The sequence below is a fragment of the Streptomyces sp. NPDC034103 genome (assembly GCF_055575395.1).
Genome location: NZ_JBVISS010000011.1, coordinates 333,168 through 357,068, shown reverse-complemented (window position 1 = coordinate 357,068; position 23,901 = coordinate 333,168). Strand labels below are relative to the sequence as shown.

General features: G+C 67.8%; 33 protein-coding genes. 29 read left to right on the top strand and 4 right to left on the bottom strand.

The annotated features are described in order from the left end of the window. Positions 1-10 precede the first annotated feature (10 nt). The 3 genes from ACZ56U_RS26160 to ACZ56U_RS26150 all read right to left on the bottom strand — a co-directional run bounded on the left by ACZ56U_RS26160 (position 11) and on the right by ACZ56U_RS26150 (position 4,041). Positions 11-2,194, bottom strand: coding sequence for a hypothetical protein (locus ACZ56U_RS26160; protein ID WP_469086398.1), 2,184 nt, complete (start codon positions 2,192-2,194; stop codon positions 11-13). Beyond that, positions 2,191-3,045 (bottom strand): hypothetical protein, encoded by an 855-nt coding sequence (locus tag ACZ56U_RS26155; protein ID WP_469086397.1) that lies wholly within the window; start codon positions 3,043-3,045, stop codon positions 2,191-2,193. Before ACZ56U_RS26155 ends, ACZ56U_RS26160 begins: the two co-directional genes overlap by 4 nt. Before the next feature lie 240 nt (positions 3,046-3,285). Further along, positions 3,286-4,041 carry a Crp/Fnr family transcriptional regulator gene (locus ACZ56U_RS26150; protein ID WP_469086396.1) on the bottom strand — a complete coding sequence of 252 codons (756 nt, stop codon included), beginning with the start codon at positions 4,039-4,041 and terminating at the stop codon, positions 3,286-3,288. 383 nt (positions 4,042-4,424) lie between these two features. Between ACZ56U_RS26150 and rpsL the strand changes: the two genes are divergently transcribed. The 5 genes from rpsL to ACZ56U_RS26125 all read left to right on the top strand — a co-directional run bounded on the left by rpsL (position 4,425) and on the right by ACZ56U_RS26125 (position 9,208). Next, the gene (gene rpsL, locus ACZ56U_RS26145) at positions 4,425-4,796 is read left to right on the top strand and encodes a 30S ribosomal protein S12 (protein WP_003948652.1); all 372 of its coding nucleotides are present in this window, start codon (positions 4,425-4,427) and stop codon (positions 4,794-4,796) included. Positions 4,797-4,798: 2 nt separating this feature from the next. Continuing rightward, entirely contained in the window at positions 4,799-5,269 is a 471-nt protein-coding gene (gene rpsG, locus ACZ56U_RS26140; protein ID WP_003998848.1) for a 30S ribosomal protein S7, read from the top strand. Between the two features lie 39 nt (positions 5,270-5,308). Further along, the gene (gene fusA, locus ACZ56U_RS26135; RefSeq protein WP_109497757.1) at positions 5,309-7,435 is read left to right on the top strand and encodes an elongation factor G; all 2,127 of its coding nucleotides are present in this window, start codon (positions 5,309-5,311) and stop codon (positions 7,433-7,435) included. A 170-nt stretch (positions 7,436-7,605) separates the two neighbouring features. Then, a complete protein-coding gene (gene tuf / locus ACZ56U_RS26130) occupies positions 7,606-8,799 on the top strand; it encodes an elongation factor Tu (protein ID WP_059192910.1) in 1,194 nt (397 codons plus the stop codon). 193 nt (positions 8,800-8,992) lie between these two features. After that, entirely contained in the window at positions 8,993-9,208 is a 216-nt protein-coding gene (locus ACZ56U_RS26125; RefSeq protein WP_469086395.1) for a hypothetical protein, read from the top strand. 22 nt (positions 9,209-9,230) lie between these two features. On the opposite strand, the gene ACZ56U_RS26120 is transcribed toward ACZ56U_RS26125, so the two are convergent. Then, on the bottom strand, positions 9,231-10,196 hold the full coding sequence (locus tag ACZ56U_RS26120) for a hypothetical protein (RefSeq protein ID WP_469086394.1): 966 nt from the start codon (positions 10,194-10,196) through the stop codon (positions 9,231-9,233). A gap of 650 nt (positions 10,197-10,846) precedes the next feature. Here ACZ56U_RS26120 and rpsJ point away from each other — a divergent pair. From rpsJ to map, 24 genes are all read left to right on the top strand, one after another. Continuing rightward, the gene (gene rpsJ / locus ACZ56U_RS26115) at positions 10,847-11,155 is read left to right on the top strand and encodes a 30S ribosomal protein S10 (protein ID WP_003948644.1); all 309 of its coding nucleotides are present in this window, start codon (positions 10,847-10,849) and stop codon (positions 11,153-11,155) included. A gap of 17 nt (positions 11,156-11,172) precedes the next feature. Then, positions 11,173-11,817 carry a 50S ribosomal protein L3 gene (gene rplC / locus ACZ56U_RS26110; RefSeq protein ID WP_005481233.1) on the top strand — a complete coding sequence of 215 codons (645 nt, stop codon included), beginning with the start codon at positions 11,173-11,175 and terminating at the stop codon, positions 11,815-11,817. A gap of 7 nt (positions 11,818-11,824) precedes the next feature. Further along, positions 11,825-12,481 (top strand): 50S ribosomal protein L4, encoded by a 657-nt coding sequence (gene rplD, locus ACZ56U_RS26105; RefSeq protein ID WP_469086393.1) that lies wholly within the window; start codon positions 11,825-11,827, stop codon positions 12,479-12,481. Next, positions 12,481-12,900, top strand: a complete 420-nt coding sequence (gene rplW / locus ACZ56U_RS26100) for a 50S ribosomal protein L23 (RefSeq protein WP_097267810.1) — start codon at positions 12,481-12,483, stop codon at positions 12,898-12,900. Before rplD ends, rplW begins: the two co-directional genes overlap by 1 nt. 40 nt (positions 12,901-12,940) lie before the next feature. After that, on the top strand, positions 12,941-13,777 hold the full coding sequence (rplB, locus tag ACZ56U_RS26095) for a 50S ribosomal protein L2 (RefSeq protein WP_030046376.1): 837 nt from the start codon (positions 12,941-12,943) through the stop codon (positions 13,775-13,777). Between the two features lie 12 nt (positions 13,778-13,789). Next, positions 13,790-14,071, top strand: a complete 282-nt coding sequence (gene rpsS, locus ACZ56U_RS26090) for a 30S ribosomal protein S19 (protein ID WP_007384069.1) — start codon at positions 13,790-13,792, stop codon at positions 14,069-14,071. Positions 14,072-14,115: 44 nt separating this feature from the next. Next, a complete protein-coding gene (gene rplV, locus ACZ56U_RS26085) occupies positions 14,116-14,463 on the top strand; it encodes a 50S ribosomal protein L22 (RefSeq protein ID WP_003974262.1) in 348 nt (115 codons plus the stop codon). After that, positions 14,463-15,287: a 30S ribosomal protein S3 gene (gene rpsC / locus ACZ56U_RS26080; protein WP_401657116.1), complete on the top strand. Its 825-nt coding sequence runs from the start codon at positions 14,463-14,465 to the stop codon at positions 15,285-15,287. Before rplV ends, rpsC begins: the two co-directional genes overlap by 1 nt. 5 nt (positions 15,288-15,292) lie before the next feature. Then, entirely contained in the window at positions 15,293-15,712 is a 420-nt protein-coding gene (gene rplP / locus ACZ56U_RS26075) for a 50S ribosomal protein L16 (protein ID WP_004927269.1), read from the top strand. Next, positions 15,712-15,936, top strand: a complete 225-nt coding sequence (gene rpmC / locus ACZ56U_RS26070; RefSeq protein WP_005481220.1) for a 50S ribosomal protein L29 — start codon at positions 15,712-15,714, stop codon at positions 15,934-15,936. Before rplP ends, rpmC begins: the two co-directional genes overlap by 1 nt. Then, the gene (rpsQ, locus tag ACZ56U_RS26065; RefSeq protein ID WP_007384073.1) at positions 15,936-16,223 is read left to right on the top strand and encodes a 30S ribosomal protein S17; all 288 of its coding nucleotides are present in this window, start codon (positions 15,936-15,938) and stop codon (positions 16,221-16,223) included. The genes rpmC and rpsQ overlap by 1 nt, the downstream gene beginning before the upstream one ends. Positions 16,224-16,321: 98 nt before the next feature. Further along, positions 16,322-16,690, top strand: a complete 369-nt coding sequence (gene rplN / locus ACZ56U_RS26060) for a 50S ribosomal protein L14 (protein WP_003992364.1) — start codon at positions 16,322-16,324, stop codon at positions 16,688-16,690. Between the two features lie 2 nt (positions 16,691-16,692). Then, positions 16,693-17,016, top strand: coding sequence for a 50S ribosomal protein L24 (gene rplX, locus ACZ56U_RS26055; protein WP_003992365.1), 324 nt, complete (start codon positions 16,693-16,695; stop codon positions 17,014-17,016). Then, positions 17,016-17,573, top strand: a complete 558-nt coding sequence (gene rplE, locus ACZ56U_RS26050) for a 50S ribosomal protein L5 (RefSeq protein ID WP_030619154.1) — start codon at positions 17,016-17,018, stop codon at positions 17,571-17,573. The genes rplX and rplE overlap by 1 nt, the downstream gene beginning before the upstream one ends. 5 nt (positions 17,574-17,578) lie before the next feature. Then, positions 17,579-17,764, top strand: a complete 186-nt coding sequence (locus ACZ56U_RS26045; protein ID WP_003948630.1) for a type Z 30S ribosomal protein S14 — start codon at positions 17,579-17,581, stop codon at positions 17,762-17,764. A gap of 210 nt (positions 17,765-17,974) precedes the next feature. Further along, positions 17,975-18,373 carry a 30S ribosomal protein S8 gene (rpsH, locus tag ACZ56U_RS26040; protein ID WP_007384075.1) on the top strand — a complete coding sequence of 133 codons (399 nt, stop codon included), beginning with the start codon at positions 17,975-17,977 and terminating at the stop codon, positions 18,371-18,373. A 24-nt stretch (positions 18,374-18,397) separates the two neighbouring features. Further along, positions 18,398-18,937 (top strand): 50S ribosomal protein L6, encoded by a 540-nt coding sequence (gene rplF / locus ACZ56U_RS26035; protein WP_403655566.1) that lies wholly within the window; start codon positions 18,398-18,400, stop codon positions 18,935-18,937. A 3-nt stretch (positions 18,938-18,940) separates the two neighbouring features. After that, a complete protein-coding gene (rplR, locus tag ACZ56U_RS26030) occupies positions 18,941-19,324 on the top strand; it encodes a 50S ribosomal protein L18 (protein ID WP_055632352.1) in 384 nt (127 codons plus the stop codon). Between the two features lie 36 nt (positions 19,325-19,360). Further along, on the top strand, positions 19,361-19,969 hold the full coding sequence (gene rpsE, locus ACZ56U_RS26025) for a 30S ribosomal protein S5 (protein WP_013001409.1): 609 nt from the start codon (positions 19,361-19,363) through the stop codon (positions 19,967-19,969). After that, positions 19,969-20,151 (top strand): 50S ribosomal protein L30, encoded by a 183-nt coding sequence (rpmD, locus tag ACZ56U_RS26020; protein WP_005481207.1) that lies wholly within the window; start codon positions 19,969-19,971, stop codon positions 20,149-20,151. The genes rpsE and rpmD overlap by 1 nt, the downstream gene beginning before the upstream one ends. Before the next feature lie 2 nt (positions 20,152-20,153). Further along, positions 20,154-20,609, top strand: coding sequence for a 50S ribosomal protein L15 (gene rplO / locus ACZ56U_RS26015; protein WP_469086392.1), 456 nt, complete (start codon positions 20,154-20,156; stop codon positions 20,607-20,609). A gap of 244 nt (positions 20,610-20,853) precedes the next feature. Beyond that, the gene (gene secY / locus ACZ56U_RS26010; protein WP_469086391.1) at positions 20,854-22,167 is read left to right on the top strand and encodes a preprotein translocase subunit SecY; all 1,314 of its coding nucleotides are present in this window, start codon (positions 20,854-20,856) and stop codon (positions 22,165-22,167) included. After that, positions 22,167-22,829: an adenylate kinase gene (locus ACZ56U_RS26005; protein ID WP_469086390.1), complete on the top strand. Its 663-nt coding sequence runs from the start codon at positions 22,167-22,169 to the stop codon at positions 22,827-22,829. Before secY ends, ACZ56U_RS26005 begins: the two co-directional genes overlap by 1 nt. A 98-nt stretch (positions 22,830-22,927) precedes the next feature. Further along, a complete protein-coding gene (map, locus tag ACZ56U_RS26000) occupies positions 22,928-23,764 on the top strand; it encodes a type I methionyl aminopeptidase (RefSeq protein ID WP_469086389.1) in 837 nt (278 codons plus the stop codon). Positions 23,765-23,901: the final 137 nt, after the last annotated feature.

Here is a 23,901-nt window from a genome sequence, read left to right as displayed (position 1 = left end):
CCGGGGCGGGTCAGCGGTTGGGCAGCGTGGTCAGCAGGCGGGCGGCGACCGGGGGCGGCGGGTTGCCGTCCTCGCCGGGCATGGTCCGCAGCAGGTGGCTCAGCCGCAGGTGTTCCTCGGGCGTGGTGACGAGGGCCGGCAGCAGCGCGGCGAGCGCCCACTCGGTGGCCGTGGACCGTTCGGCGATCAGCACCCAGTCGTGCAGTACGGCGAGCGCGTGCCGGGTGCAGCGGGCGTCGGCCAGCGCGGCCCGCCACAGCAACGGCAGGTCGTGCGCCGCGCTCCCGGTGCCCTGGGTCGCCGCGCGGGCGTACCAGCCGAGGACGAGCGGGGTGCCGTACGGCTCGCCGTCGTCGGTGCGACCGCAGGCGGCGACGAAACCGGCGAGGGTCAGGTCGTGCACCGCGCGGTCGTCGCCCAGGTGGGTCCGCAGCTCCGCGAGGACCTCCTCGCCCGCGGGGGAGAGCAGCAACAGCTCGACCGCTTCGGCGAGTTCACCCGCCACGGCCTCGTCCAGGTCGTCGGGGCCGTCGGCGTACAGCCTGCGGGTGGCCTTGCGCAGCGCGGCCAGCGCCTGTGCGGGGCGCTCCGGGCCCAGCAGCCCGTACGCCCGTACCGCCACCCAGCGCAGCCGGGCGTCGTCGGCCTCGCACCAGGCGTCGAGGATGCGCGGGATGTTGGGGGTGTCGATGAGGTGGGCGAAGGTGAGCGCGTTGACCGCGACCAGGCGCTGGCGGAACCGCTTGGAGGTGGCCCAGGGTTCGAGGATCAGCGCCATCGCCGAGGGCAGGTCGGTGCGGGCGAGGACGGCGACGGTGGAGGCGGCCCGGGTGCGCACCAGCGGGCGGCCGTCGTCGGCGAGGCGGCGCAGCCATTCGATGAGCGCTGGGCGGGCGGAGGGGTGCCCCGTCCAGACCTCGCGCAGCAGCACAAGCGAGGCGCGCTCGTCTCGGAAGGCCGCCTTGCGCTGGGTGACCGGGCCCCACTCGGTGTGCTCGTCGTCCTCGTACTCCTCGGCGCGGGCGAGCTGGAGCCGCTTGCCGATGTGGGTGCCGAAGACGGGGACCTCGGGCGGGCGGCCGGGGTTCTCGGTCTTCTGGAGGAAGCGGTGGAGCAGGTCGCTGAGCTCGGCGGTGAGGGCGTAGGGGCCGCCGTCGAACGCCGCCAGCGCCACCAGGAACGCCTTGTCGCGCAGCGGGATCGCGCTCTCGTCCTCCTCGAACCACTCCTGCACCTGGGCCTCCAGCGTGGCCAGGGAGAACTGCGCGACCATGGCCTCGGCCACCTCCCCGGCCGCGTACCGGGCGAGCAGCCCGGCGAACGCGGCGACCTCGCGGAGCTGATGGCTGCGGGTGAGGAACTCGGTCACGTCCGGGAGTTCGAGCAGCTTGGCGGCGGTCCCGTCGTCGGTGCGGGCGCGCAGGTGGGCCGCGAGGACGTCGGCGGCGAGCGGCGGCCGCCACTCGACGGGTACGACGTCCTCCAGCACGGCGGTGGGGCCGACGGTGACGACCAGGTACGCGTCCTGCTCCACGAGCCGGTCCCTCGCGGCCAGCAGATGCGGCTCGCGCAACGGGCGGTCGCGGCGCGTGCCGAGGTCACTCAGGAGGTAACCGCGGGCACCGTCCTCCGCGCCGAACGCCTCGGGCAGGCTGCCCGGCGGGGTGTCCCGTTCCAGTGCGCGTACGGGCAGCGCGTCCAGTCCGCGCAGCAGCATCAGCGCGGCCGCACGGCGGCCGGTGAAGCGGGGTCCGGACAGGACGAGGACACGGTCTCGCCGCAGCCGTTCGGTGAGTTCGGCCATGACCCGCTCGTCGGCGACGAAGCTCTCGGCGAGCCGGTCCAGGGCGGCACGCGGCACCTCGCCGGAAGCCGCGCCGGGGGAGGTGAGCCCGGGTATCGCGACGTGGACCTCCGTCTTGCTGCCCATGATCACGTCACCGGTGACCTGGCCGCCGCTGACCCCGCCGTACTGGTCGCCGCCGACCATGCCCCCGCCGAAGCGGGTCCGGTCGCCCAGGCGCATGGTGCGCGGGCTGTGGTCGATGAGGTCCCGCCGGGCCTCCCAGGCATCCTGCGGCTGGTCGTGCTCCTCGGCCTGCTCGTCGGTGCCGCCGCCCTTGCCGGGCTCCTCGGGGGCGGACTGCTCGCCCTGGACGGCCGCTCCCGGGCTGTCCTCCTGCGGGGTGCTCACGCGGGCTCACCCCGCTCCCGGGCGCCCGGGTGGACGTCACCGGTGACCTGGCCGCCGCTGACCCCGCCGTACTGGTTCCCGGCGACGAAGGCGCCGCCGAAGCTCACCGACCCGCCGCCGAAGCTGACGGCGGGGCCCGGCGCCGGGGCTCCCCTGGTTCCGTCCGGCGCCGGGCGGTCCTGGCGTGGGCCGCCCTGTTCGGGCACCCGCGGCGCCGGGCGGTCCCCCGATCCGCCCGGCGCCTGCTCCCGCTCCCGGTGGTCCCGACCGGCCGCCGCCCCGGGGACCGGGCCGTGCAGCCACGCCGTCAGCGGGCCGTTCTTGCTGTCCACGGTGACCTCGTGGAAGCCGTCGGCGGGGATGCCCGGGTGGTCGTGCCGTACGACCCCGGCGTACAGCGGGTCCGAGACGCACAGGGCGAAGTCGTCGGCGCGCTCGCGCAGGGCGGTGCGCAGGACGTCGGCGTCGAGCAGCCGGCAGGCGTGGTTCAGGTCGGAGCCGACCCAGCCGTCGTGCTCGTCCACGGCGACCCAGCCGGTGGCGACGACGGCCCGCAGCCGGATCTGCGCCGACCGCGAGGCCATCCGGTTGACCGCCCTCAACTGCGCCGGCACCTCCCCGAGCAGCGCCCGCAGCAGCGCCGTGACCGGGGCGCTCGCGTCGATGAGCTCCATCACCGAGTCCCCGCGGTCGGCCCGCAGCCGGCGGGTCTCGTCGATGCCGGCGCTCCGCAGGGCGCGGTCGGTGATGTCGTAGAGCATGCGCCGCAGATAGGCCTGTTCGACGTCGTCCCGGTCGCTGTACCGCTCGATGTCCAGCAGCAGGATCGTGCGGCTCACGGGGTCGCTCATGGTCGCCTCTCGAAGGGGTGGGGCGTGCAGACGAGAAGCGTGCGGGAGGGAGGGGTGGGACGTGGAGGGCGGATGACGCAGTCGGAATGTGACCGTGTGCACAGTGCGGGAGGGGCCGTGGGGTGCCGCTCGGCGTCTCGCTGCCGGGTGCGGGCGCGTCGTGGCTGGTCGCGCGGTTCCCCGCGCCCCTGACAGCGGCTGCGCCGCATCAGGGGCACCCGAATGCGCCCGTGGCCGGGGTCAGACCTCGTGTGGTCGTTGTGGGGAGGGGATGCCCGTTGCCGGGTCTGTCGCGGCTATGCGGCGCAGTACGTCCGGGCGCATGATCAGCATGGCGCGCCTGCCCGTGGCGACCACGTTCTTGTCGCGCAGTTCCTTCAGCAGGCGCTGGACCATCTCGCGGGAGGCGCCCACCGAGCCCGCCAGTTCCTGCTTGCTGAGCGGGACGGCGAGCTCCACGCCCTCCGGGGTGCGGCGGCCGTGGGTGCGGGCCAGGTCCAGGAGCAGCACGGCGAAGCGCTCGCGCACGCTCATCGACGCGAACTCCAGTCGGCGCCGGTCGGCCGCGCGCGTGCGGTCCGCGGTGAGGCCGAGGAGGACGAAGGAGGCCGCGGGGGAGCCGTGCAGGAAGCCCCGGAAGCGCTCCCGGTCGACGGCGACCGCCCGGACCGGCTCCAGGGCGGTCACCGTGGCCCCGCGCGGGCGGCCGGTCAGCGCCGCGGACTCACCGACCACGTCGCCGGGGCCGCGCAGGGCGAGGAGTGCCTCGTACCCGCTGGCGGCGGCCGCGGTGACCTTGGTCCAGCCGTCGACGAGGAACAGGACGTGCGCCGACGGCTCCTCCTGGCGCAGCAGGACCGTGCGCGGCGGGAAGTCCAGGGAGCGGCCGAGCGCCAGTAGGGTGGAGCGGTCCTCGCTCTCCAGGCGCGCCAGGAACGGCACCCGGTCGTCCAGGCCCCCGTCGTCCGGCGAGTACGCCGGCGTCCACGTCGTCATGCCACATCCCCCGAATCCCCTTGCGGGCCCCGCTGCGAAGACGGGTCAACGTACTGAAAGCCCAAGATCGCGGGGGCCGGAAGAGCGCGATTCGGCCAGTGGCGGGCACGAGACCCCTTGACAGGCGAACGTCCGGCGTGTCGGATCCCACTCCATTTGTTTTGACCGAAGTCCGTGCGGTAGGTACGCTCAGACCTTGTGCCTGGGGTGTGCCCTGGCTCTCGTGCGTGTCCATCAACCGCACGGCGAGCCTGATTCGGCCACCGAAATCTGCGCCCTTCTCGCCTTCGGGTGGAAGTCCGCGGGTTCGACACACCCGACCGCGTGGGTCGGAGATGTTCCAGGTTAGCTTCACCATTCGGCACACAGAAACCGGAGAAGTAGTGCCTACGATCCAGCAGCTGGTCCGGAAGGGCCGGCAGGACAAGGTCGAGAAGAACAAGACGCCCGCACTCGAGGGTTCGCCCCAGCGTCGCGGCGTCTGCACGCGTGTGTTCACGACCACCCCGAAGAAGCCGAACTCGGCCCTGCGTAAGGTCGCGCGTGTGCGTCTGACCAGCGGGATCGAGGTCACCGCTTACATTCCGGGTGAGGGACACAACCTGCAGGAGCACTCCATCGTGCTCGTGCGTGGTGGCCGTGTGAAGGACCTGCCGGGTGTTCGCTACAAGATCATCCGCGGTTCCCTCGACACCCAGGGTGTCAAGAACCGCAAGCAGGCCCGCAGCCGCTACGGCGCCAAGAAGGAGAAGTAAGAATGCCTCGTAAGGGCCCCGCCCCGAAGCGCCCGGTCATCATCGACCCGGTCTACGGTTCTCCTCTGGTGACCTCCCTCATCAACAAGGTGCTGCTGAACGGCAAGCGCTCCACCGCCGAGCGCATCGTCTACGGCGCCATGGAGGGTCTGCGCGAGAAGACCGGCAACGACCCGGTCATCACGCTGAAGCGCGCTCTCGAGAACATCAAGCCGACCCTCGAGGTCAAGTCCCGCCGTGTCGGTGGCGCCACCTACCAGGTGCCGGTCGAGGTCAAGCCCGGCCGCGCCAACACCCTGGCGCTGCGCTGGCTCGTCGGTTACTCCCGCGCCCGTCGCGAGAAGACCATGACCGAGCGTCTGCTCAACGAGCTTCTCGACGCCTCGAACGGCCTCGGTGCGGCCGTGAAGAAGCGCGAGGACACGCACAAGATGGCCGAGTCCAACAAGGCCTTCGCGCACTACCGCTGGTAGTCGCAGACCCCATCGAGACCGAGAGAAGACTGAAGCCTTATGGCTACCACTTCGCTTGACCTGGCCAGGGTCCGCAACATCGGGATCATGGCCCACATCGACGCGGGCAAGACGACCACCACCGAGCGGATCCTGTTCTACACCGGCGTTTCGTACAAGATCGGTGAGGTCCACGACGGCGCCGCCACCATGGACTGGATGGAGCAGGAGCAGGAGCGTGGCATCACGATCACCTCTGCTGCCACCACCTGTCACTGGCCGCTTGAGGGCGTCGACCACACCATCAACATCATCGACACGCCGGGTCACGTCGACTTCACCGTCGAGGTGGAGCGTTCGCTCCGCGTACTCGACGGTGCCGTGACGGTGTTCGACGGCGTCGCCGGTGTGGAGCCGCAGTCCGAGACGGTGTGGCGTCAGGCCGACCGTTACGGCGTGCCGCGCATCTGCTTCGTCAACAAGCTGGACCGTACCGGCGCCGAGTTCCACCGCTGCGTGGACATGATCTCGGACCGCCTGGGCGCCCAGCCGCTCGTCATGCAGCTGCCGATCGGCGCCGAGGCCGACTTCAAGGGTGTCGTCGACCTCGTCACCATGAAGGCGCTCGTCTGGTCCGCCGAGGCCGCCAAGGGCGAGATGTACGACGTCGTCGACATCCCGGCCACGCACACCGAGGCTGCCGAGGAGTACCGCGGCAAGCTCATCGAGGCCGTCGCCGAGAACGACGAAGAGATCATGGAGCTGTACCTGGAGGGCGAGGAGCCTTCCGTGGAGCAGCTGTACGCCGCGATCCGTCGCATCACCATCGCGTCCGGCAAGTCCAAGGACACCACGGTCACCCCGGTGTTCTGTGGCACCGCGTTCAAGAACAAGGGCGTCCAGCCCCTGCTCGACGCGGTCGTGCGCTACCTCCCGACCCCGCTTGACGTCGAGGCCATCGAGGGCCACGACGTGAAGGACCCCGAGGTCGTGATCAAGCGCAAGCCGTCCGACGAGGAGCCGCTGTCGGCGCTCGCGTTCAAGATCATGAGCGACCCGCACCTCGGCAAGCTCACCTTCGTCCGGATCTACTCCGGTCGCCTGGAGTCCGGCACCGCCGTGCTGAACTCCGTCAAGGGCAAGAAGGAGCGCATCGGCAAGATCTACCGCATGCACGCGAACAAGCGTGAGGAGATCGAGTCGGTGGGCGCCGGCGACATCGTCGCCGTCATGGGCCTCAAGCAGACCACCACCGGTGAGACGCTGAGCGACGACAAGCAGCCGGTGATCCTGGAGTCCATGGACTTCCCGGCGCCGGTCATCCAGGTCGCCATCGAGCCCAAGTCGAAGGGCGACCAGGAGAAGCTGGGCGTCGCGATCCAGCGCCTGGCCGAGGAGGACCCGTCGTTCCAGGTCCACTCGGACGAGGAGACGGGCCAGACCATCATCGGTGGTATGGGCGAGCTGCACCTTGAGGTGCTGGTCGACCGTATGCGCCGTGAGTTCAAGGTCGAGGCCAACGTTGGTAAGCCGCAGGTCGCTTACCGTGAGACGATCCGCAAGGCCGTCGAGCGCGTGGACTACACCCACAAGAAGCAGACCGGTGGTACCGGTCAGTTCGCCAAGGTGCAGATCGCGATCGAGCCGATCGAGGGCGGCGACGCCTCGTACGAGTTCGTGAACAAGGTGACCGGTGGCCGTATCCCGAAGGAGTACATCCCTTCGGTGGACGCCGGTGCGCAGGAGGCCATGCAGTTCGGCATCCTCGCCGGGTACGAGATGACGGGCGTCCGCGTCACGCTTCTCGACGGTGCCTACCACGAGGTCGACTCCTCCGAGCTCGCGTTCAAGATCGCCGGCTCGCAGGCCTTCAAGGAGGCCGCCCGCAAGGCCAGCCCCGTGCTGCTCGAGCCGATGATGGCCGTCGAGGTCACCACGCCCGAGGACTACATGGGTGAGGTCATCGGCGACATCAACTCCCGCCGTGGTCAGATCCAGGCCATGGAGGAGCGGGCCGGTGCCCGCGTCGTGAAGGGCCTCGTGCCCCTCTCGGAGATGTTCGGCTACGTCGGAGACCTCCGCAGCAAGACGTCGGGTCGCGCAAGCTACTCGATGCAGTTCGACTCCTACGCCGAGGTTCCGCGGAACGTCGCCGAGGAGATCATCGCGAAGGCCAAGGGCGAGTAACGCACCTGCGTTCCACGCACCGCGTTCACACGCCTTAGGCTTGACCCCGGAGCCTCACGGGTCGTTCCGCCACCATCGTGGCGAAACGACCCCGGGCCCGGGATTTGACAGCAAAGATCACCTGGCGCCGATGAAGCAGGCGTACCAGAACCACTCCCAGGAGGACCCCCGTGGCGAAGGCGAAGTTCGAGCGGACTAAGCCGCACGTCAACATCGGCACCATCGGTCACATCGACCACGGTAAGACGACCCTCACGGCCGCCATTACCAAGGTGCTGCACGACGCGTTCCCGGACCTGAACGAGGCCTCGGCGTTCGACCAGATCGACAAGGCGCCCGAGGAGCGCCAGCGCGGTATCACCATCTCGATCGCGCACGTCGAGTACCAGACGGAGACCCGTCACTACGCCCACGTCGACTGCCCCGGTCACGCGGACTACATCAAGAACATGATCACGGGTGCGGCGCAGATGGACGGCGCCATCCTCGTGGTCGCCGCCACCGACGGCCCGATGCCGCAGACCAAGGAGCACGTGCTCCTGGCCCGCCAGGTCGGCGTTCCGTACATCGTCGTCGCCCTGAACAAGGCCGACATGGTGGACGACGAGGAGATCCTGGAGCTCGTCGAGCTCGAGGTCCGTGAGCTCCTCTCCGAGTACGAGTTCCCGGGCGACGACCTGCCGGTCGTCAAGGTGTCCGCTCTGAAGGCCCTTGAGGGCGACAAGGAGTGGGGCCAGACCGTCCTCGACCTGATGAAGGCCGTCGACGAGTCGATCCCGGAGCCCGAGCGCGACGTCGACAAGCCGTTCCTGATGCCGATCGAGGACGTCTTCACGATCACCGGTCGTGGCACCGTCGTCACCGGTCGTATCGAGCGTGGTGTCCTCAAGGTCAACGAGACCGTCGACATCATCGGCATCAAGACCGAGAAGACCACCACCACGGTCACCGGCATCGAGATGTTCCGCAAGCTGCTCGACGAGGGCCAGGCCGGTGAGAACGTCGGTCTGCTCCTCCGTGGCATCAAGCGCGAGGACGTCGAGCGCGGCCAGGTCATCATCAAGCCCGGTTCGGTCACGCCGCACACCGAGTTCGAGGCCCAGGCCTACATCCTGTCCAAGGACGAGGGCGGCCGCCACACGCCGTTCTTCAACAACTACCGTCCGCAGTTCTACTTCCGTACGACGGACGTGACCGGCGTCGTGACCCTCCCCGAGGGCACCGAGATGGTCATGCCGGGTGACAACACCGAGATGAAGGTGGAGCTCATCCAGCCCGTCGCCATGGAAGAGGGCCTGAAGTTCGCCATCCGTGAGGGTGGCCGGACCGTGGGCGCCGGCCAGGTCACCAAGATCAACAAGTAAGTCTTGTTGGCTTGACAGCCTGGTAGCTCCAGCGAGCACCTGAAGGGGCCCGTACGACTTCGGTCGTGCGGGCCCTTTCGCATGCGCGCGGCGGGCCCGGGGGCGGCGGGATCGAGTCGGGCACTAGGCGCGGTGCGTACCGTACATGTCGCTCATGGCCGGGACGCGTTCGCGCACGGGGAGGACTCGCCTGATGATGCTGACGATCGATGTGGCGGTGCTGCTGGCCGTCGTCATCGGCCTGCGACTGCGTCGCACGGTGCACGCCCGGAGCCGGTCCGACCAGGGCGTGACGGTGGCGCTCGCGCTGGTCTTCGGGCTGCTGATCGCCCCGACATCACTCGGTCGGGGGATCCTCGACGTGGTCGGTCAACTCGCGGAGGGCGTCTCCGAGACGGGGAGCCCCTGAGCCGGCGGCCGGTGCGGCCGGGTCACTGGACGTTCCGCAGGTGCGGGTGGTCGTACGACACCGTGCAGACGTAGAGCTGGAGGGCGTGGTCCCGGCCGATGGCGAGGCGGGTGGGGGTGGCCGGCCCTGAGTCCTCGTACGGCCGCCAGCTGCGGCTGCCGCCGTCGTACTCGTAGCCGTCGACGGTGAGCAGCGGGCGTACGGCCGCGCCGCACTCGGGGCAGGCCATGGGGAAGGGGTCGGTGGAGCTCCAGGGGGCGTGGCCGCCGACCTTGCAGCCGGGGGCGACGGCGAGGTCGTACTGGTAGACCGCGCCCTGGCTCTCCGCCCAGTCCTCGACCCGGTCGGCGAGTTCCTCGGGGAGCTCGTGCGGGGCCGGGTACTCGGTGACGGGCTCCGGGTGCAGGACGCACGGTTCGGGCAGGAAGCGGTCCCTGCCGACGACGGACGGCTCGGGCGCCGCGGCCGCCGGGTCGGTGACCTCCGCGGAGGTCCGCCAGCGCAGCTCGGTGCGGGGCACGTGGTCCTCGTGGGCGAAGGGGCACCACAGCAGCTGGAGGAGGTCGGTGCCGTCCGGCCGGGGCAGCGCGGGGATGTCGCGGGCGTAGAGCTGGGCGACCGGGATCAGCGGGACGGGGCCGTCCTGGGGGATCTGACGCTCCTCCGAGGCCCGGTCGTAGAGCTCCCGCTCCCGGGGGCTCAGGAAGTCGGCGCCCGCGGCCCGGGGGCGGCTCCAGGCCTCGGCGAGGATACGGCGGCGCAGGCGCACGTCGTCGGGGGAGTGCCCGAGGTGTGTGGGGCCGTCGTGCTGCGGACAGGTGGGCCAGGGCTCGTCCGCCGGCCACCTCAGGGGCCCGCCGATGGAACTGTCGGCCGGGGTGGGGTCGCCGGGCGTGGGGTGCAGCCGTACGGCTGTGCGGGCCAGCGGCGCCAACTCGGGGAAGCGGGCGGCGACGTCCAGCGGGCGGGGTGGGGTGGTGCGGGGCATGGGGGTGAGGGTACGGGGTGAACGGCCGCTGGGCGTCGGGGAGTTGCGGCCGCTGACGGACTGCTGACGGACTGCTGACGGACTGGGGGCGTGTGGGTGACGGGAGCTTCGCGGAACGCCGGAGAGTCGGTGGTCGCGAGCTCGCGCACCCGGGTCCCCCGGTCCGGGTGAGGTCGCCGTCGGCCTGACCGGGCCCGGTGATCTGCCCTCCCGGGGCACATGCGCCGCGCGGCCGATGGTTTGACGTTCGTCACCTTCGGGGTATTGTCTCCGGCTCGATTGGCGAAGGTGCTGCCCCATATGGCAGACTGTCCGAGTTGCTCGGTCGAGTGTTGATGCTGCGCGCCTCCCGCCGGGAGGACCGGAAGCGAGTCCCACAGTACTCGTCGCCCTAACTGCCTCACGGCAGCGCTGGGGCGGACGTACGGGAATCTTTCGGGAAGCAAGGTGCGGCACAGACCAGGCACCCGGTGGGCCTTCCGCCCCCGGCCCGCGGTTCGCAAGGGCCGTGTTCCCAGGCAAGGGATGCTCGAACAAGGGGCATCTGTGTCAGCGGGAGCGCGACACGCCCGACCTCGGGGGTCGGAGGACGGGAACCAGGAACACCGGGTTCCAGAGCGTTAAACGAGACAAAGGACTACTGAGTAGCCATGGCGGGACAGAAGATCCGCATCCGGCTCAAGGCCTACGACCACGAGGTCATCGACAGCTCGGCGAAGAAGATCGTCGAGACGGTGACGCGTACTGGTGCGTCGGTCGCGGGCCCGGTGCCGCTGCCCACTGAGAAGAACGTGTACTGCGTCATCAAGTCGCCGCACAAGTACAAGGACTCGCGCGAGCACTTCGAGATGCGCACGCACAAGCGCCTGATCGACATCCTCGACCCGACGCCCAAGACCGTTGACTCTCTGATGCGACTCGACCTCCCGGCCGGTGTCGACATCGAGATCAAGCTCTAAGGGTCGGTGATCTGAGAATGGCTAAGCAGATCAAGGGCATCCTGGGCGAGAAGCTCGGCATGACGCAGGTGTGGGACGAGAACAACCGTGTTGTTCCGGTCACCGTCGTCAAGGCCGGCCCGAACGTCGTCACCCAGGTCCGCACGAACGATGTCGACGGCTACGAGTCGGTCCAGATCGCCTTCGGCGAGATCGACCCGCGCAAGGTGAACAAGCCCCTCAAGGGTCACTTCGCCAAGGCCGACGTCACCCCCCGCCGTCACCTCGTCGAGATCCGCACCGCGGATGCCTCCGAGTACACCCTCGGCCAGGAGATCTCCGCCGAGGTCTTCGAGGCGGGCGTGAAGGTCGACGTCACCGGCAAGAGCAAGGGCAAGGGCTTCGCCGGTGTCATGAAGCGTCACAACTTCAAGGGCCTCGGCGCCGGTCACGGCACCCAGCGCAAGCACCGCTCTCCCGGCTCCATCGGTGGCTGCGCCACCCCGGGCCGTGTGTTCAAGGGCCTCCGCATGGCGGGTCGCATGGGCAACGAGCGCGTCACCACCCAGAACCTGACCGTCCACGCCGTTGACGCGGAGAAGGGTCTGCTGCTCATCAAGGGCGCGGTTCCCGGTCCGAACGGCGGCCTCGTCCTGGTCCGCACCGCGGCCAAGGGGGCCTGAGGTACCGATGAGCACTGTTGACATCCTTTCGCCTGCCGGCGAGAAGACCGGAAGCGTCGAACTCCCCGCGGAGATCTTCGGCGTGGAGAAGATCAGCATCCCGCTGATCCACCAGGTCGTCGTCGCGCAGAACGCGGCTGCCCGTCAGGGCACCCACAAGACCAAGACCCGCGGCGAGGTTCGTGGTGGCGGTAAGAAGCCTTACCGTCAGAAGGGCACCGGCCGTGCGCGCCAGGGCTCTACCCGTGCCCCGCAGTTCGCCGGTGGTGGCGTCGTGCACGGTCCCGTGCCGCGTGACTACTCGCAGCGGACCCCGAAGAAGATGAAGGCTGCCGCGCTGCGTCACGCCCTCACCGACCGGGCCCGCAACAACCGCATCCACGTCGTCACCGGCGTGATCGAGGGCGAGGCTCCTTCCACGAAGGCCGCTCGCACGCTGCTCGGCAAGATCTCGGAGCGCAAGAACCTGCTCCTGGTCGTCGAGCGCGCCGACGAGGCCGCGTGGCTGTCCGCCCGCAACCTGCCCCAGGTCCACATCCTGGAGCCGGGCCAGCTGAACACGTACGACGTGATCGTCTCGGACGACGTGGTCTTCACCCAGGCCGCTCTCGAGTCCTTCGTCGCCGGCCCGAAGGCCAACGACACCGAAGGGACTGAGGTCTGATGGCCATCCGTCACCCCTCTATCGCCTCCAAGGCGGCCAAGGCCGCCAAGGCCGCGCGCGTCGCCAAGGCGCGTCGTCACGCCGCCGAGGGCAAGAACACCGTCGAGACGCCGCTCAGCAAGTCGTACACGGACCCCCGTGACGTGCTGCTGAAGCCGGTCGTGTCGGAGAAGAGCTACGCGCTCCTCGACGAGAACAAGTACACGTTCATCGTCGACCCCAACGCCAACAAGACCCAGATCAAGCAGGCCGTCCAGGCGGTCTTCTCGGTCAAGGTCACCGGGGTCAACACGATCAACCGCCAGGGCAAGCGCAAGCGGACCCGCACCGGTTTCGGCCAGCGTGCCGGCACCAAGCGCGCGATCGTGACCCTTGCTGAGGGCGACCGTATCGACATCTTCGGCGGTCCGACCGCCTAAGGGCGGTCTGGATCGTCCGATATCGGACGAGGACTGAGAAATGGGAATCCGCAAGTACAAGCCGACTACGCCGGGCCGTCGTGGCTCCAGCGTCGCCGACTTCGTCGAGGTCACGCGGTCCACGCCGGAGAAGTCGCTGGTTCGCCCCCTGCACAGCAAGGGCGGCCGTAACAATTCCGGTCGTGTGACCGTTCGCCACCAGGGTGGCGGACACAAGCGCGCCTACCGAGTGATCGACTTCCGTCGTCACGACAAGGACGGCGTGCCGGCGAAGGTCGCGCACATCGAGTACGACCCCAACCGCACCGCGCGCATCGCGCTGCTGCACTACGCGGACGGCGAGAAGCGCTACATCCTCGCCCCGCGCAACCTGCAGCAGGGTGACCGCGTCGAGAACGGTCCCGGGGCCGACATCAAGCCGGGCAACAACCTGGCGCTCCGCAACATCCCGGTCGGTACCACGATCCACGCGATCGAGCTCCGTCCCGGTGGCGGCGCCAAGTTCGCCCGCTCCGCCGGTGCCTCCGTGCAGCTGCTCGCGAAGGAGGGCCAGATGGCCCACCTCCGTATGCCTTCCGGTGAGATCCGCCTGGTCGACGTGCGCTGCCGCGCCACCGTCGGCGAGGTCGGCAACGCCGAGCAGAGCAACATCAACTGGGGCAAGGCCGGCCGTAAGCGCTGGCTGGGCGTTCGCCCGACCGTCCGTGGTGTCGCGATGAACCCGGTCGACCACCCGCACGGTGGTGGTGAGGGCAAGACCTCCGGTGGTCGCCACCCGGTCTCCCCGTGGGGTCAGAAGGAGGGTCGTACTCGTTCGCCGAAGAAGGCTTCGAACAAGTACATCGTCCGCCGCCGCAAGACGAACAAGAAGCGCTAGGAGCGGGTTTAGATGCCGCGTAGTCTCAAGAAGGGGCCCTTCGTCGACGACCACCTGATCAAGAAGGTGGACGCCCAGAACGAAGCGGGCTCTAAGAACGTCATCAAGACCTGGTCCCGTCGCTCGATGATCGTCCCGGCCATGCTCGGCCACACGATCGCGGTGCACAACGGCAAGACCCACATCCCGGTGTTCGTCACCGAGTCGATGGTCGGCCACAAGCTCGGCGAGTTCTCGCCGACGCGCACCTTCCGGGGTCACGTCAAGGACGACCGGAAGTCGAAGCGCCGCTAAACGCGGATCGCATTCAGACACGTAAGTAACTGAGAGGGACAACCATGGAAGCCAGGGCCCAGGCGCGGTACATCCGCGTTACGCCCATGAAGGCCCGCCGCGTGGTGGACCTTATCCGTGGCATGGATGCCACGGAGGCTCAGGCTGTTCTGCGATTCGCTCCGCAGGCAGCCTCAGTGCCCGTCGGCAAGGTGCTGGACAGCGCCATCGCCAACGCCGCGCACAACTACGACCACACCGACGCCGACAGCCTCTTCATCTCCGAGGCGTACGTCGACGAGGGCCCGACCCTGAAGCGGTTCCGGCCGCGCGCCCAGGGCCGTGCCTACCGGATCCGCAAGCGGACCAGCCACATCACCGTGGTCGTCAGCAGCAAGGAAGGAACCCGGTAATGGGCCAGAAGGTTAACCCGCATGGGTTCCGGCTCGGTGTCACCACGGACTTCAAGTCCCGGTGGTACGCCGACAAGCTGTACAAGGACTACGTCAAGGAAGACGTCGCCATCCGTCGGATGATGACGTCCGGCATGGAGCGCGCCGGTATCTCGAAGGTGGAGATCGAGCGCACCCGTGACCGTGTGCGTGTGGACATCCACACCGCGCGTCCCGGCATCGTCATCGGCCGCCGTGGCGCCGAGGCCGACCGCATCCGCGGTGACCTCGAGAAGCTCACGGGCAAGCAGGTCCAGCTGAACATCCTCGAGGTCAAGAACCCCGAGACGGACGCTCAGCTGGTTGCTCAGGCCGTTGCCGAGCAGCTCTCCTCCCGTGTCTCCTTCCGTCGCGCCATGCGTAAGAGCATGCAGTCGGCGATGAAGGCGGGCGCCAAGGGCATCAAGATCCAGTGCGGTGGCCGCCTCGGTGGCGCCGAGATGTCCCGCTCGGAGTTCTACCGCGAGGGCCGTGTGCCCCTGCACACGCTCCGCGCGAACGTGGACTACGGCTTCTTCGAGGCCAAGACGACCTTCGGCCGCATCGGTGTGAAGGTCTGGATCTACAAGGGCGACGTCAAGAACATCGCCGAGGTCCGCGCCGAGAACGCTGCCGCCCGTGCGGGTAACCGCCCGGCTCGCGGTGGCGGCAACGACCGCCCGGCCCGTGGTGGCCGTGGTGGCGAGCGGCGCGGTCGTAAGCCGCAGCAGGCTGCCGGCGCCGAGGCCCCCAAGGCCGAGGCTCCCGCCGCCGCTCCGGCTGAGAGCACCGGAACGGAGGCCTGACCGACATGCTGATCCCCCGTAGGGTCAAGCACCGCAAGCAGCACCACCCGAAGCGCCGTGGTCAGGCCAAGGGCGGTACGACGGTCGCGTTCGGCGAGTACGGCATCCAGGCCCTCACGCCCGCGTACGTGACCAACCGCCAGATCGAGGCGGCCCGTATCGCGATGACCCGCCACATCAAGCGTGGCGGCAAGGTCTGGATCAACATCTACCCGGACCGCCCGCTCACGAAGAAGCCTGCCGAGACCCGCATGGGTTCCGGTAAGGGTTCTCCCGAGTGGTGGATCGCGAACGTGCACCCGGGCCGGGTCATGTTCGAACTGTCCTACCCCAACGAGAAGATCGCCCGTGAGGCCCTGACTCGCGCCGCTCACAAGCTGCCGATGAAGTGCCGGATCGTCAAGCGCGAGGCAGGTGAAGCGTGATGTCGGCCGGTACCAAGGCGTCCGAGCTGCGCGAACTGGGTGACGAGGAGCTGCTGAACAAGCTCCGCGAAGCCAAGGAAGAGCTGTTCAACCTCCGCTTCCAGGCGGCGACGGGTCAGCTCGAGAACCACGGTCGGCTCAAGGCCGTCCGTAAGGACATCGCGCGGATCTACACCCTGATGCGTGAGCGCGAGCTGGGCATCGAGACGGTGGAGAGCGCCTGATGAGTGAGAGCAACGTGACTGAGCAGACTGCAGAGGCCCGCGGCTTCCGCAAGACCCGTGAGGGTCTCGTCGTCAGCGACAAGATGGACAAGACCGTCGTCGTCGCCGTCGAGGACCGCGTCAAGCACGCGCTGTACGGCAAGGTCATCCGCCGTACGAACAAGCTCAAGGCGCACGACGAGCAGAACGCTGCCGGCGTCGGCGACCGGGTCCTCCTCGCGGAGACCCGCCCGCTGTCGGCGACCAAGCGCTGGCGCGTCGTCGAGATCCTCGAGAAGGCCAAGTAATTCCTGCGGCCAACCCCGCAGGTCAGTTCCGCCAGGCTCGGCAGGGGTCCTCGTACTGAGGCCCCTGCCGGGAACCGGCAGACAAACAGGAGATAGACGTGATCCAGCAGGAGTCGCGACTGCGTGTCGCCGACAACACTGGTGCGAAGGAAATCCTTTGCATCCGTGTGCTCGGTGGCTCCGGTCGCCGCTACGCGGGCATCGGTGACGTCATCGTCGCCACCGTCAAGGACGCGATCCCCGGTGGCAACGTGAAGAAGGGTGACGTCATCAAGGCGGTCATCGTTCGCACCGTCAAGGAGCGCCGCCGTCCGGACGGCTCGTACATCCGCTTCGACGAGAACGCCGCTGTCATTCTCAAGAACGACGGCGACCCTCGTGGCACCCGTATCTTCGGCCCGGTGGGCCGGGAGCTGCGCGAGAAGAAGTTTATGAAGATCATCTCGCTCGCGCCGGAGGTGCTGTAAGCATGAAGATCAAGAAGGGCGACCTGGTCCAGGTCATCACCGGTAAGGACAAGGGCAAGCAGGGCAAGGTCATCGCGGCCTTCCCCCGCGAGGACCGTGTCCTGGTCGAGGGTGTCAACCGGGTCAAGAAGCACACCAAGGCCGGCCCGACCGCTCGCGGTTCGCAGGCCGGTGGCATCGTCACGACCGAGGCGCCGATCCACGTCTCCAACGTCCAGCTGGTCGTTGAGAAGGACGGCAACAAGGTCGTCACGCGTGTCGGTTACCGCTTCGACGACGAGGGCAACAAGATCCGCGTTGCCAAGCGGACGGGTGAGGACATCTGATGGCTACCACCACCACTCCGCGTCTCAAGACGAAGTACCGCGAGGAGATCGCGGGCAAGCTGCGTGAGGAGTTCTCCTACGAGAACGTCATGCAGATCCCCGGCCTCGTCAAGATCGTGGTCAACATGGGTGTGGGCGACGCCGCCCGCGACTCCAAGCTGATCGACGGCGCGATTCGCGACCTCACCACGATCACCGGTCAGAAGCCGGCCGTCACCAAGGCCCGTAAGTCCATCGCGCAGTTCAAGCTGCGTGAGGGCCAGCCGATCGGTGCCCACGTCACGCTTCGTGGCGACCGCATGTGGGAGTTCCTGGACCGCACCCTGTCGCTCGCGCTGCCGCGCATCCGCGACTTCCGTGGTCTGTCCCCCAAGCAGTTCGACGGCCGTGGCAACTACACCTTCGGTCTCACCGAGCAGGTCATGTTCCACGAGATCGACCAGGACAAGATCGACCGTACCCGGGGCATGGACATCACCGTGGTGACCACGGCGACCAACGACGCTGAGGGCCGCGCGCTCCTTCGTCACCTCGGCTTCCCCTTCAAGGAGGCGTGAGCGAGATGGCGAAGAAGGCTCTGATTGCCAAGGCTGCTCGTAAGCCCAAGTTCGGTGTACGCGGCTACACGCGCTGCCAGCGCTGCGGCCGTCCGCACTCCGTGTACCGCAAGTTCGGCCTGTGCCGCGTGTGCCTTCGTGAGATGGCTCACCGTGGCGAGCTGCCGGGCGTGACCAAGAGCTCCTGGTAGTCCCGTACTTCGGGACTGCAGGAACTCTCGGTAAGTAAAGGGCAGTGTCAGGTGCCCACCCCTCCATGGCTTAGGCTAGGAGGGTTGGGCGCCTGGACGCCCATACGACTTACTACGCCGTAGGTCCACCGCACCGCACCCGCCTCGTCTCGGATCGAGGAGAGGGATGGGCACCTGGAAACCCCGGCGAGAGAGGCCGAAGGCCAATTCATGACCATGACTGATCCGATCGCAGACATGCTTACGCGTCTGCGGAACGCGAACTCGGCGTACCACGACTCCGTGACGATGCCGGCGTCCAAGATCAAGTCTCACATCGCGGAGATCCTCCAGCAGGAGGGCTTCATCACGGGCTGGAAGGTCGAGGACGCCGAGGTTGGCAAGAACCTCGTTCTCGAGCTGAAGTTCGGCCCGAACCGTGAGCGCTCCATCGCGGGCATCAAGCGGATCTCCAAGCCCGGTCTGCGGGTTTACGCGAAGTCCACCAACCTGCCGAAGGTGCTGGGCGGCCTGGGCGTGGCGATCATCTCCACGTCGCACGGGCTCCTCACCGACAAGCAGGCCGGCAAGAAGGGCGTGGGTGGGGAAGTCCTCGCCTACGTCTGGTAGCGGAAGGGAACGGAGGAAACAGCTATGTCGCGTATTGGCAAGCTCCCCATCACGGTTCCCGCCGGCGTGGACGTCACCATCGACGGCCAGACGGTCTCGGTCAAGGGCCCCAAGGGCGAGTTGACTCACACCGTCGTGGCGCCGATCGAGATCGCCAAGGGTGAGGACGGCGTTCTGAACGTCACCCGCCCCAACGACGAGCGTCAGAGCAAGGCCCTGCACGGCCTGTCCCGCACGCTGGTGGCGAACATGATCACCGGCGTGACCCAGGGTTACGTGAAGAAGCTCGAGATCAGCGGTGTCGGTTACCGCGTGCAGGCCAAGGGTTCGAACCTCGAGTTCGCGCTCGGCTACAGTCACCCGATCACCGTCGAGGCGCCCGAGGGAATCACCTTCAAGGTGGAGACCCCGACCCGCTTCCAGGTCGAGGGCATCGACAAGCAGAAGGTCGGCGAGGTTGCGGCCAACATCCGCAAGCTGCGCAAGCCTGACCCGTACAAGGCCAAGGGCGTCAAGTACGAGGGCGAAGTCATCCGCCGCAAGGTCGGAAAGGCGGGTAAGTAAGCCATGGCATACGGACAGAAGATCCTGAAGGGCGACGCCTACAAGCGCGCCGCGATCAAGCGCCGTCACATCCGGATCCGCAAGCGGATCTCCGGTACGGCGGAGCGTCCCCGTCTGGTCGTTACCCGCTCCAACCGCCACATCGTGGCCCAGGTGATCGACGACATCAAGGGTCACACCCTGGCGTCGGCGTCCACCCTGGACACGTCGGTCCGCGGTGGCGAGGGCGACAAGTCCGCGCAGGCCAAGCAGGTCGGCGCCCTGGTCGCCGAGCGCGCCAAGGCTGCCGGTGTCGAGGCCGTCGTATTCGACCGTGGTGGCAACCAGTACGCCGGGCGCATCGCTGCCCTGGCGGACGCCGCCCGCGAAGCCGGGCTCAAGTTCTGAGCCGCTCGAAGCTAGCGGAAAGAGAGAGGTAATCCAATGGCTGGACCCCAGCGCCGCGGTGGCGGTGCCGGTGGCGGCGAGCGGCGGGACCGTAAGGGTCGTGACGGTGGCGCAGCTGCCGCCGAGAAGACTGCTTACGTTGAGCGTGTCGTCGCGATCAACCGTGTCGCCAAGGTTGTGAAGGGTGGTCGTCGCTTCAGCTTCACTGCGCTCGTCGTAGTGGGCGATGGCGATGGCACCGTCGGTGTCGGTTACGGCAAGGCCAAGGAGGTGCCGGCCGCCATCGCCAAGGGTGTTGAGGAGGCCAAGAAGCACTTCTTCAAGGTCCCCCGTATCCAGGGCACCATCCCGCACCCGATCACGGGTGAGAAGGCGGCGGGCGTCGTCCTGCTCAAGCCGGCGTCCCCCGGTACCGGCGTTATCGCCGGTGGCCCGGTGCGTGCCGTGCTCGAGTGCGCCGGCGTTCACGACATCCTGTCGAAGTCGCTCGGCTCGTCGAACGCGATCAACATCGTGCACGCGACCGTGGAGGCCCTGAAGGGCCTGCAGCGTCCCGAGGAGATCGCGGCTCGCCGTGGTCTGCCCCTCGAGGACGTCGCTCCCGCGGCTCTGCTGCGTGCGCGTGCCGGGGCTGGTGCTGCGTAATGGCTCAGCTCAAGATCACGCAGACGAAGTCGTACATCGGCAGCAAGCAGAACCACCGTGACACCCTGCGTTCCCTTGGTCTCAAGGGCATCAACACGCAGGTCGTCAAGGAGGATCGTCCCGAGTTCCGCGGCATGGTGCACACCGTCCGCCACCTCGTGACGGTCGAGGAGGTCGACTGATCATGGCGGAGAACAACCCGCTCAAGATCCACAACCTCCGTCCCGCCCCGGGCGCCAAGACCGCCAAGACCCGTGTGGGTCGTGGTGAGGCGTCGAAGGGTAAGACGGCCGGTCGTGGTACCAAGGGCACGAAGGCCCGTTACCAGGTTCCGGAGCGCTTCGAGGGTGGGCAGATGCCCCTCCACATGCGTCTTCCGAAGCTCAAGGGCTTCAAGAACCCCTTCAAGGTCGAGTTCCAGGTCGTGAACCTCGACAAGCTGGCCGCCCTCTACCCCGAGGGTGGCGAGGTCACCGTCGAGGGTCTGGTGGCCAAGGGCGCTGTTCGCAAGAACAGCCTCGTCAAGGTCCTCGGTCAGGGTGAGCTCACCGTGGCGCTGCAGGTGACGGTCGACGCCGTCTCCGGCTCCGCCAAGGAGAAGATCACCGCGGCCGGCGGCACCGTCACCGAGCTCGTCTGAACACCTCAGGCGTCTCGATGACTTGAGCGATCCCGACCGGGGATACCCCACAAAAGGGGTATCCCCGGTTGGTCGTTCCTAGGGTGGCAGTCTCGCCGGTAAGGTGGCCTGCACTGCCAACTTTCACAGGGTGCTGAACCTGGGGCACCTTGAGCGACAGTTGGCCGTTACGTATTCGTCTGTATCCGTCGAACCTCAAGACCGTCACCCTTGACGCAGTAGCGCGGGGGTCGCAGGAGGCACCGTGCTCACCGCGTTCGCCCGGGCGTTCAAGACGCCCGACCTGCGCAAGAAGCTGCTCTTCACGCTGGGCATCATCGTGTTGTACCGAGTCGGTACGCACGTTCCGATCCCGGGCGTCGACTACAAGTCCGTCCAGCAGTGCGTCGACGAGGCGTCCGCGAACCAGGGCCTGTTCGGTCTGGTCAACATGTTCAGTGGCGGTGCGCTGCTGCAGATCACGATCTTCGCGCTGGGGATCATGCCGTACATCACGGCGAGCATCATCCTCCAGCTGCTGACCGTCGTGATCCCGCGCCTGGAAGCCCTCAAGAAGGAGGGCCAGGCCGGTACGGCGAAGATCACGCAGTACACCCGTTACCTGACCGTGGCGCTCGCCATTCTTCAGGGCACCGGCCTCGTCGCCACCGCCCGCAGCGGCGCCCTCTTCTCCGGCTGCACCACCGCCTCGACCATCGTCCCGGACCGGTCGATCTTCACCACGATCGTCATGGTCATCACGATGACCGCCGGTACGGCCGTCGTGATGTGGCTCGGTGAGCTCATCACCGACCGCGGCATCGGCAACGGCATGTCGATCCTGATGTTCATCTCGATCGCCGCCACCTTCCCGTCCGCGCTGTGGGCCATCAAGAAGTCGGGCACGCTGGCCGACGGCTGGATCGAGTTCGGCACCGTCGTCGCGGTCGGCCTGGTCATGGTCGGTCTGGTGGTCTTCGTCGAGCAGGCTCAGCGCCGCATCCCCGTGCAGTACGCGAAGCGGATGATCGGCCGCCGCGCCTACGGCGGCACGTCGACATACATCCCGCTGAAGGTGAACCAGGCGGGTGTGATCCCCGTCATCTTCGCGTCGTCGCTGCTGTACATCCCGGCTCTTATTGCGCAGTTCTCGAGCAGCAAGTCCGGCTGGAAGACCTGGGTCGAGCAGAATCTCACCAAGGGCGACCACCCGATCTACATCACGCTGTACTTCTTGCTCATCGTTTTCTTCGCCTTCTTCTACGTGGCTATCTCGTTCAACCCCGAGGAAGTCGCGGACAACATGAAGAAGTATGGTGGCTTCATCCCGGGCATCCGGGCTGGCCGACCGACCGCTGAGTACCTGTCGTACGTACTCAACCGGATCACCTGGCCGGGTTCGCTGTACTTGGGTCTGATCGCTCTTGTTCCAACGATGGCGTTGGTCGGTTTCGGGGCAAACCAGAACTTCCCGTTCGGCGGGACCAGCATCCTGATCATCGTGGGTGTGGGTCTTGAGACGGTGAAGCAGATCGAGAGCCAGCTCCAGCAGCGCAATTACGAAGGGTTCCTCCGCTGATGCGAATCGTCCTCGTCGGGCCGCCTGGCGCCGGAAAGGGAACGCAGGCCACGCGCCTCGCCGAGAAGCTGCGTGTCCCGCACATCTCCACGGGCGACCTGTTCCGCGCCAACATCAGCCAGCAGACGGAGCTCGGCAAGCTCGCGAAGTCCTACATGGACGCCGGCAACCTCGTCCCCGACGAGGTCACCATCGCGATGGCCAAGGACCGTATGGAACAGCCGGACGCCGTCAACGGCTTCCTGCTGGACGGCTTCCCGCGGAACGTCTCACAGGCCGAGGCGCTGGACGAACTGCTCACCACCGAGAGCATCAAGCTGGACGCGGTGCTGGACCTGGAGGCCCCCGAGGAGGAGGTCGTCAAGCGGATCGCCGGTCGGCGCATCTGCCGCAACGACTCCGCCCACGTCTTCCACGTGTCGTACAAGAAGCCGGCCAAGGAAGGCGTCTGCGACGTCTGCGGCGGCGAGCTGTACCAGCGGGACGACGACTCCGAGGCGACGGTCCGCACCCGGCTCGAGGTCTACCACACGCAGACCGAGCCGATCATCGACTACTACAAGGCGCAGGGTCTCGTCGTCACGATCGAGGCCATGGGTCCGGTGGACGAGGTCACCCAGCGCGCGCTGGCCGCGCTGAAGCGTGAGGGCGACGACCAGTAGGCGTCGTCCCTGTACGGCCGTGGAGTCCCGAGGGACTGCACGGCCGTACTGTTGTGTAGGTAACCGAACCAGCGAGTGACGGAGAGCGCAGGCCCCCCATGGTCCAGATCAAGACCCCTGAGCAGATCGCCAAGATGCGTGAGGCGGGGCTGGTCGTCGCCGCCATCCACGCTGCCACGCGTGAGGCCGCCGTGCCGGGGGCGTCCACGAAGGACCTGGACGAGGTCGCGCGCAAGGTGCTGGCCGAGCACGGGGCGAAGTCGAACTTCCTCGGCTACGGCGGCTTCCCGGCGACGATCTGCACCTCGGTGAACGAGGTCGTCGTCCACGGCATCCCCTCCGAGGACGTGGTCCTCAAGGACGGTGACGTCATCTCCATCGACTGCGGCGCCATCATCGACGGCTGGCACGGCGACGCCGCCTACACGGCCTTCGTGGGCTCCGGGCACGCTCCGGAGCTCCTGGAGCTCTCCCGGGTGACGGAGGAGTCCATGTGGGCCGGTATCGCCGCGATGAAGCAGGGCGCGCGGCTCGTCGACATCTCGCGGGCCATCGAGACGTACATCCGCCGGCAGCCGAAGCCGGGTGGCGGCAAGTACGGGATCATCGAGGACTACGGCGGTCACGGCATCGGTACCGAGATGCACATGGACCCGCACCTGCTGAACTACGTGGACCGGCGGCGGGGCAAGGGGCCGAAGCTGGTTCCCGGGTTCTGCCTCGCCATCGAGCCGATGGTGTCGCTGGGGACGCCCCGGACCGAGGTGCTGTCGGACGACTGGACCGTCATCACCACCGACGGCACGTGGTCCTCGCACTGGGAGCACTCCGTCGCGTTGACCGTGGACGGGCCTCTGGTGCTCACGGCTCCCGACGGGGGCAAGGCGAAGCTGGCGGAGTACGGCGTCGTCGCCGCTCCGGATCCGCTGGCCTGAGACCCGCGTAGTTCTGCGCGCGCTCCTGTCGGGGTGCGGTCGTGCCCGCCGCTCCTGACGGGGCGCGGTCGTCCGCGCGTGCTTAACGATCTCCTCTCCCGGGCATTCTTTCTCGATTCGTCTTTCCGGGGGCGCTG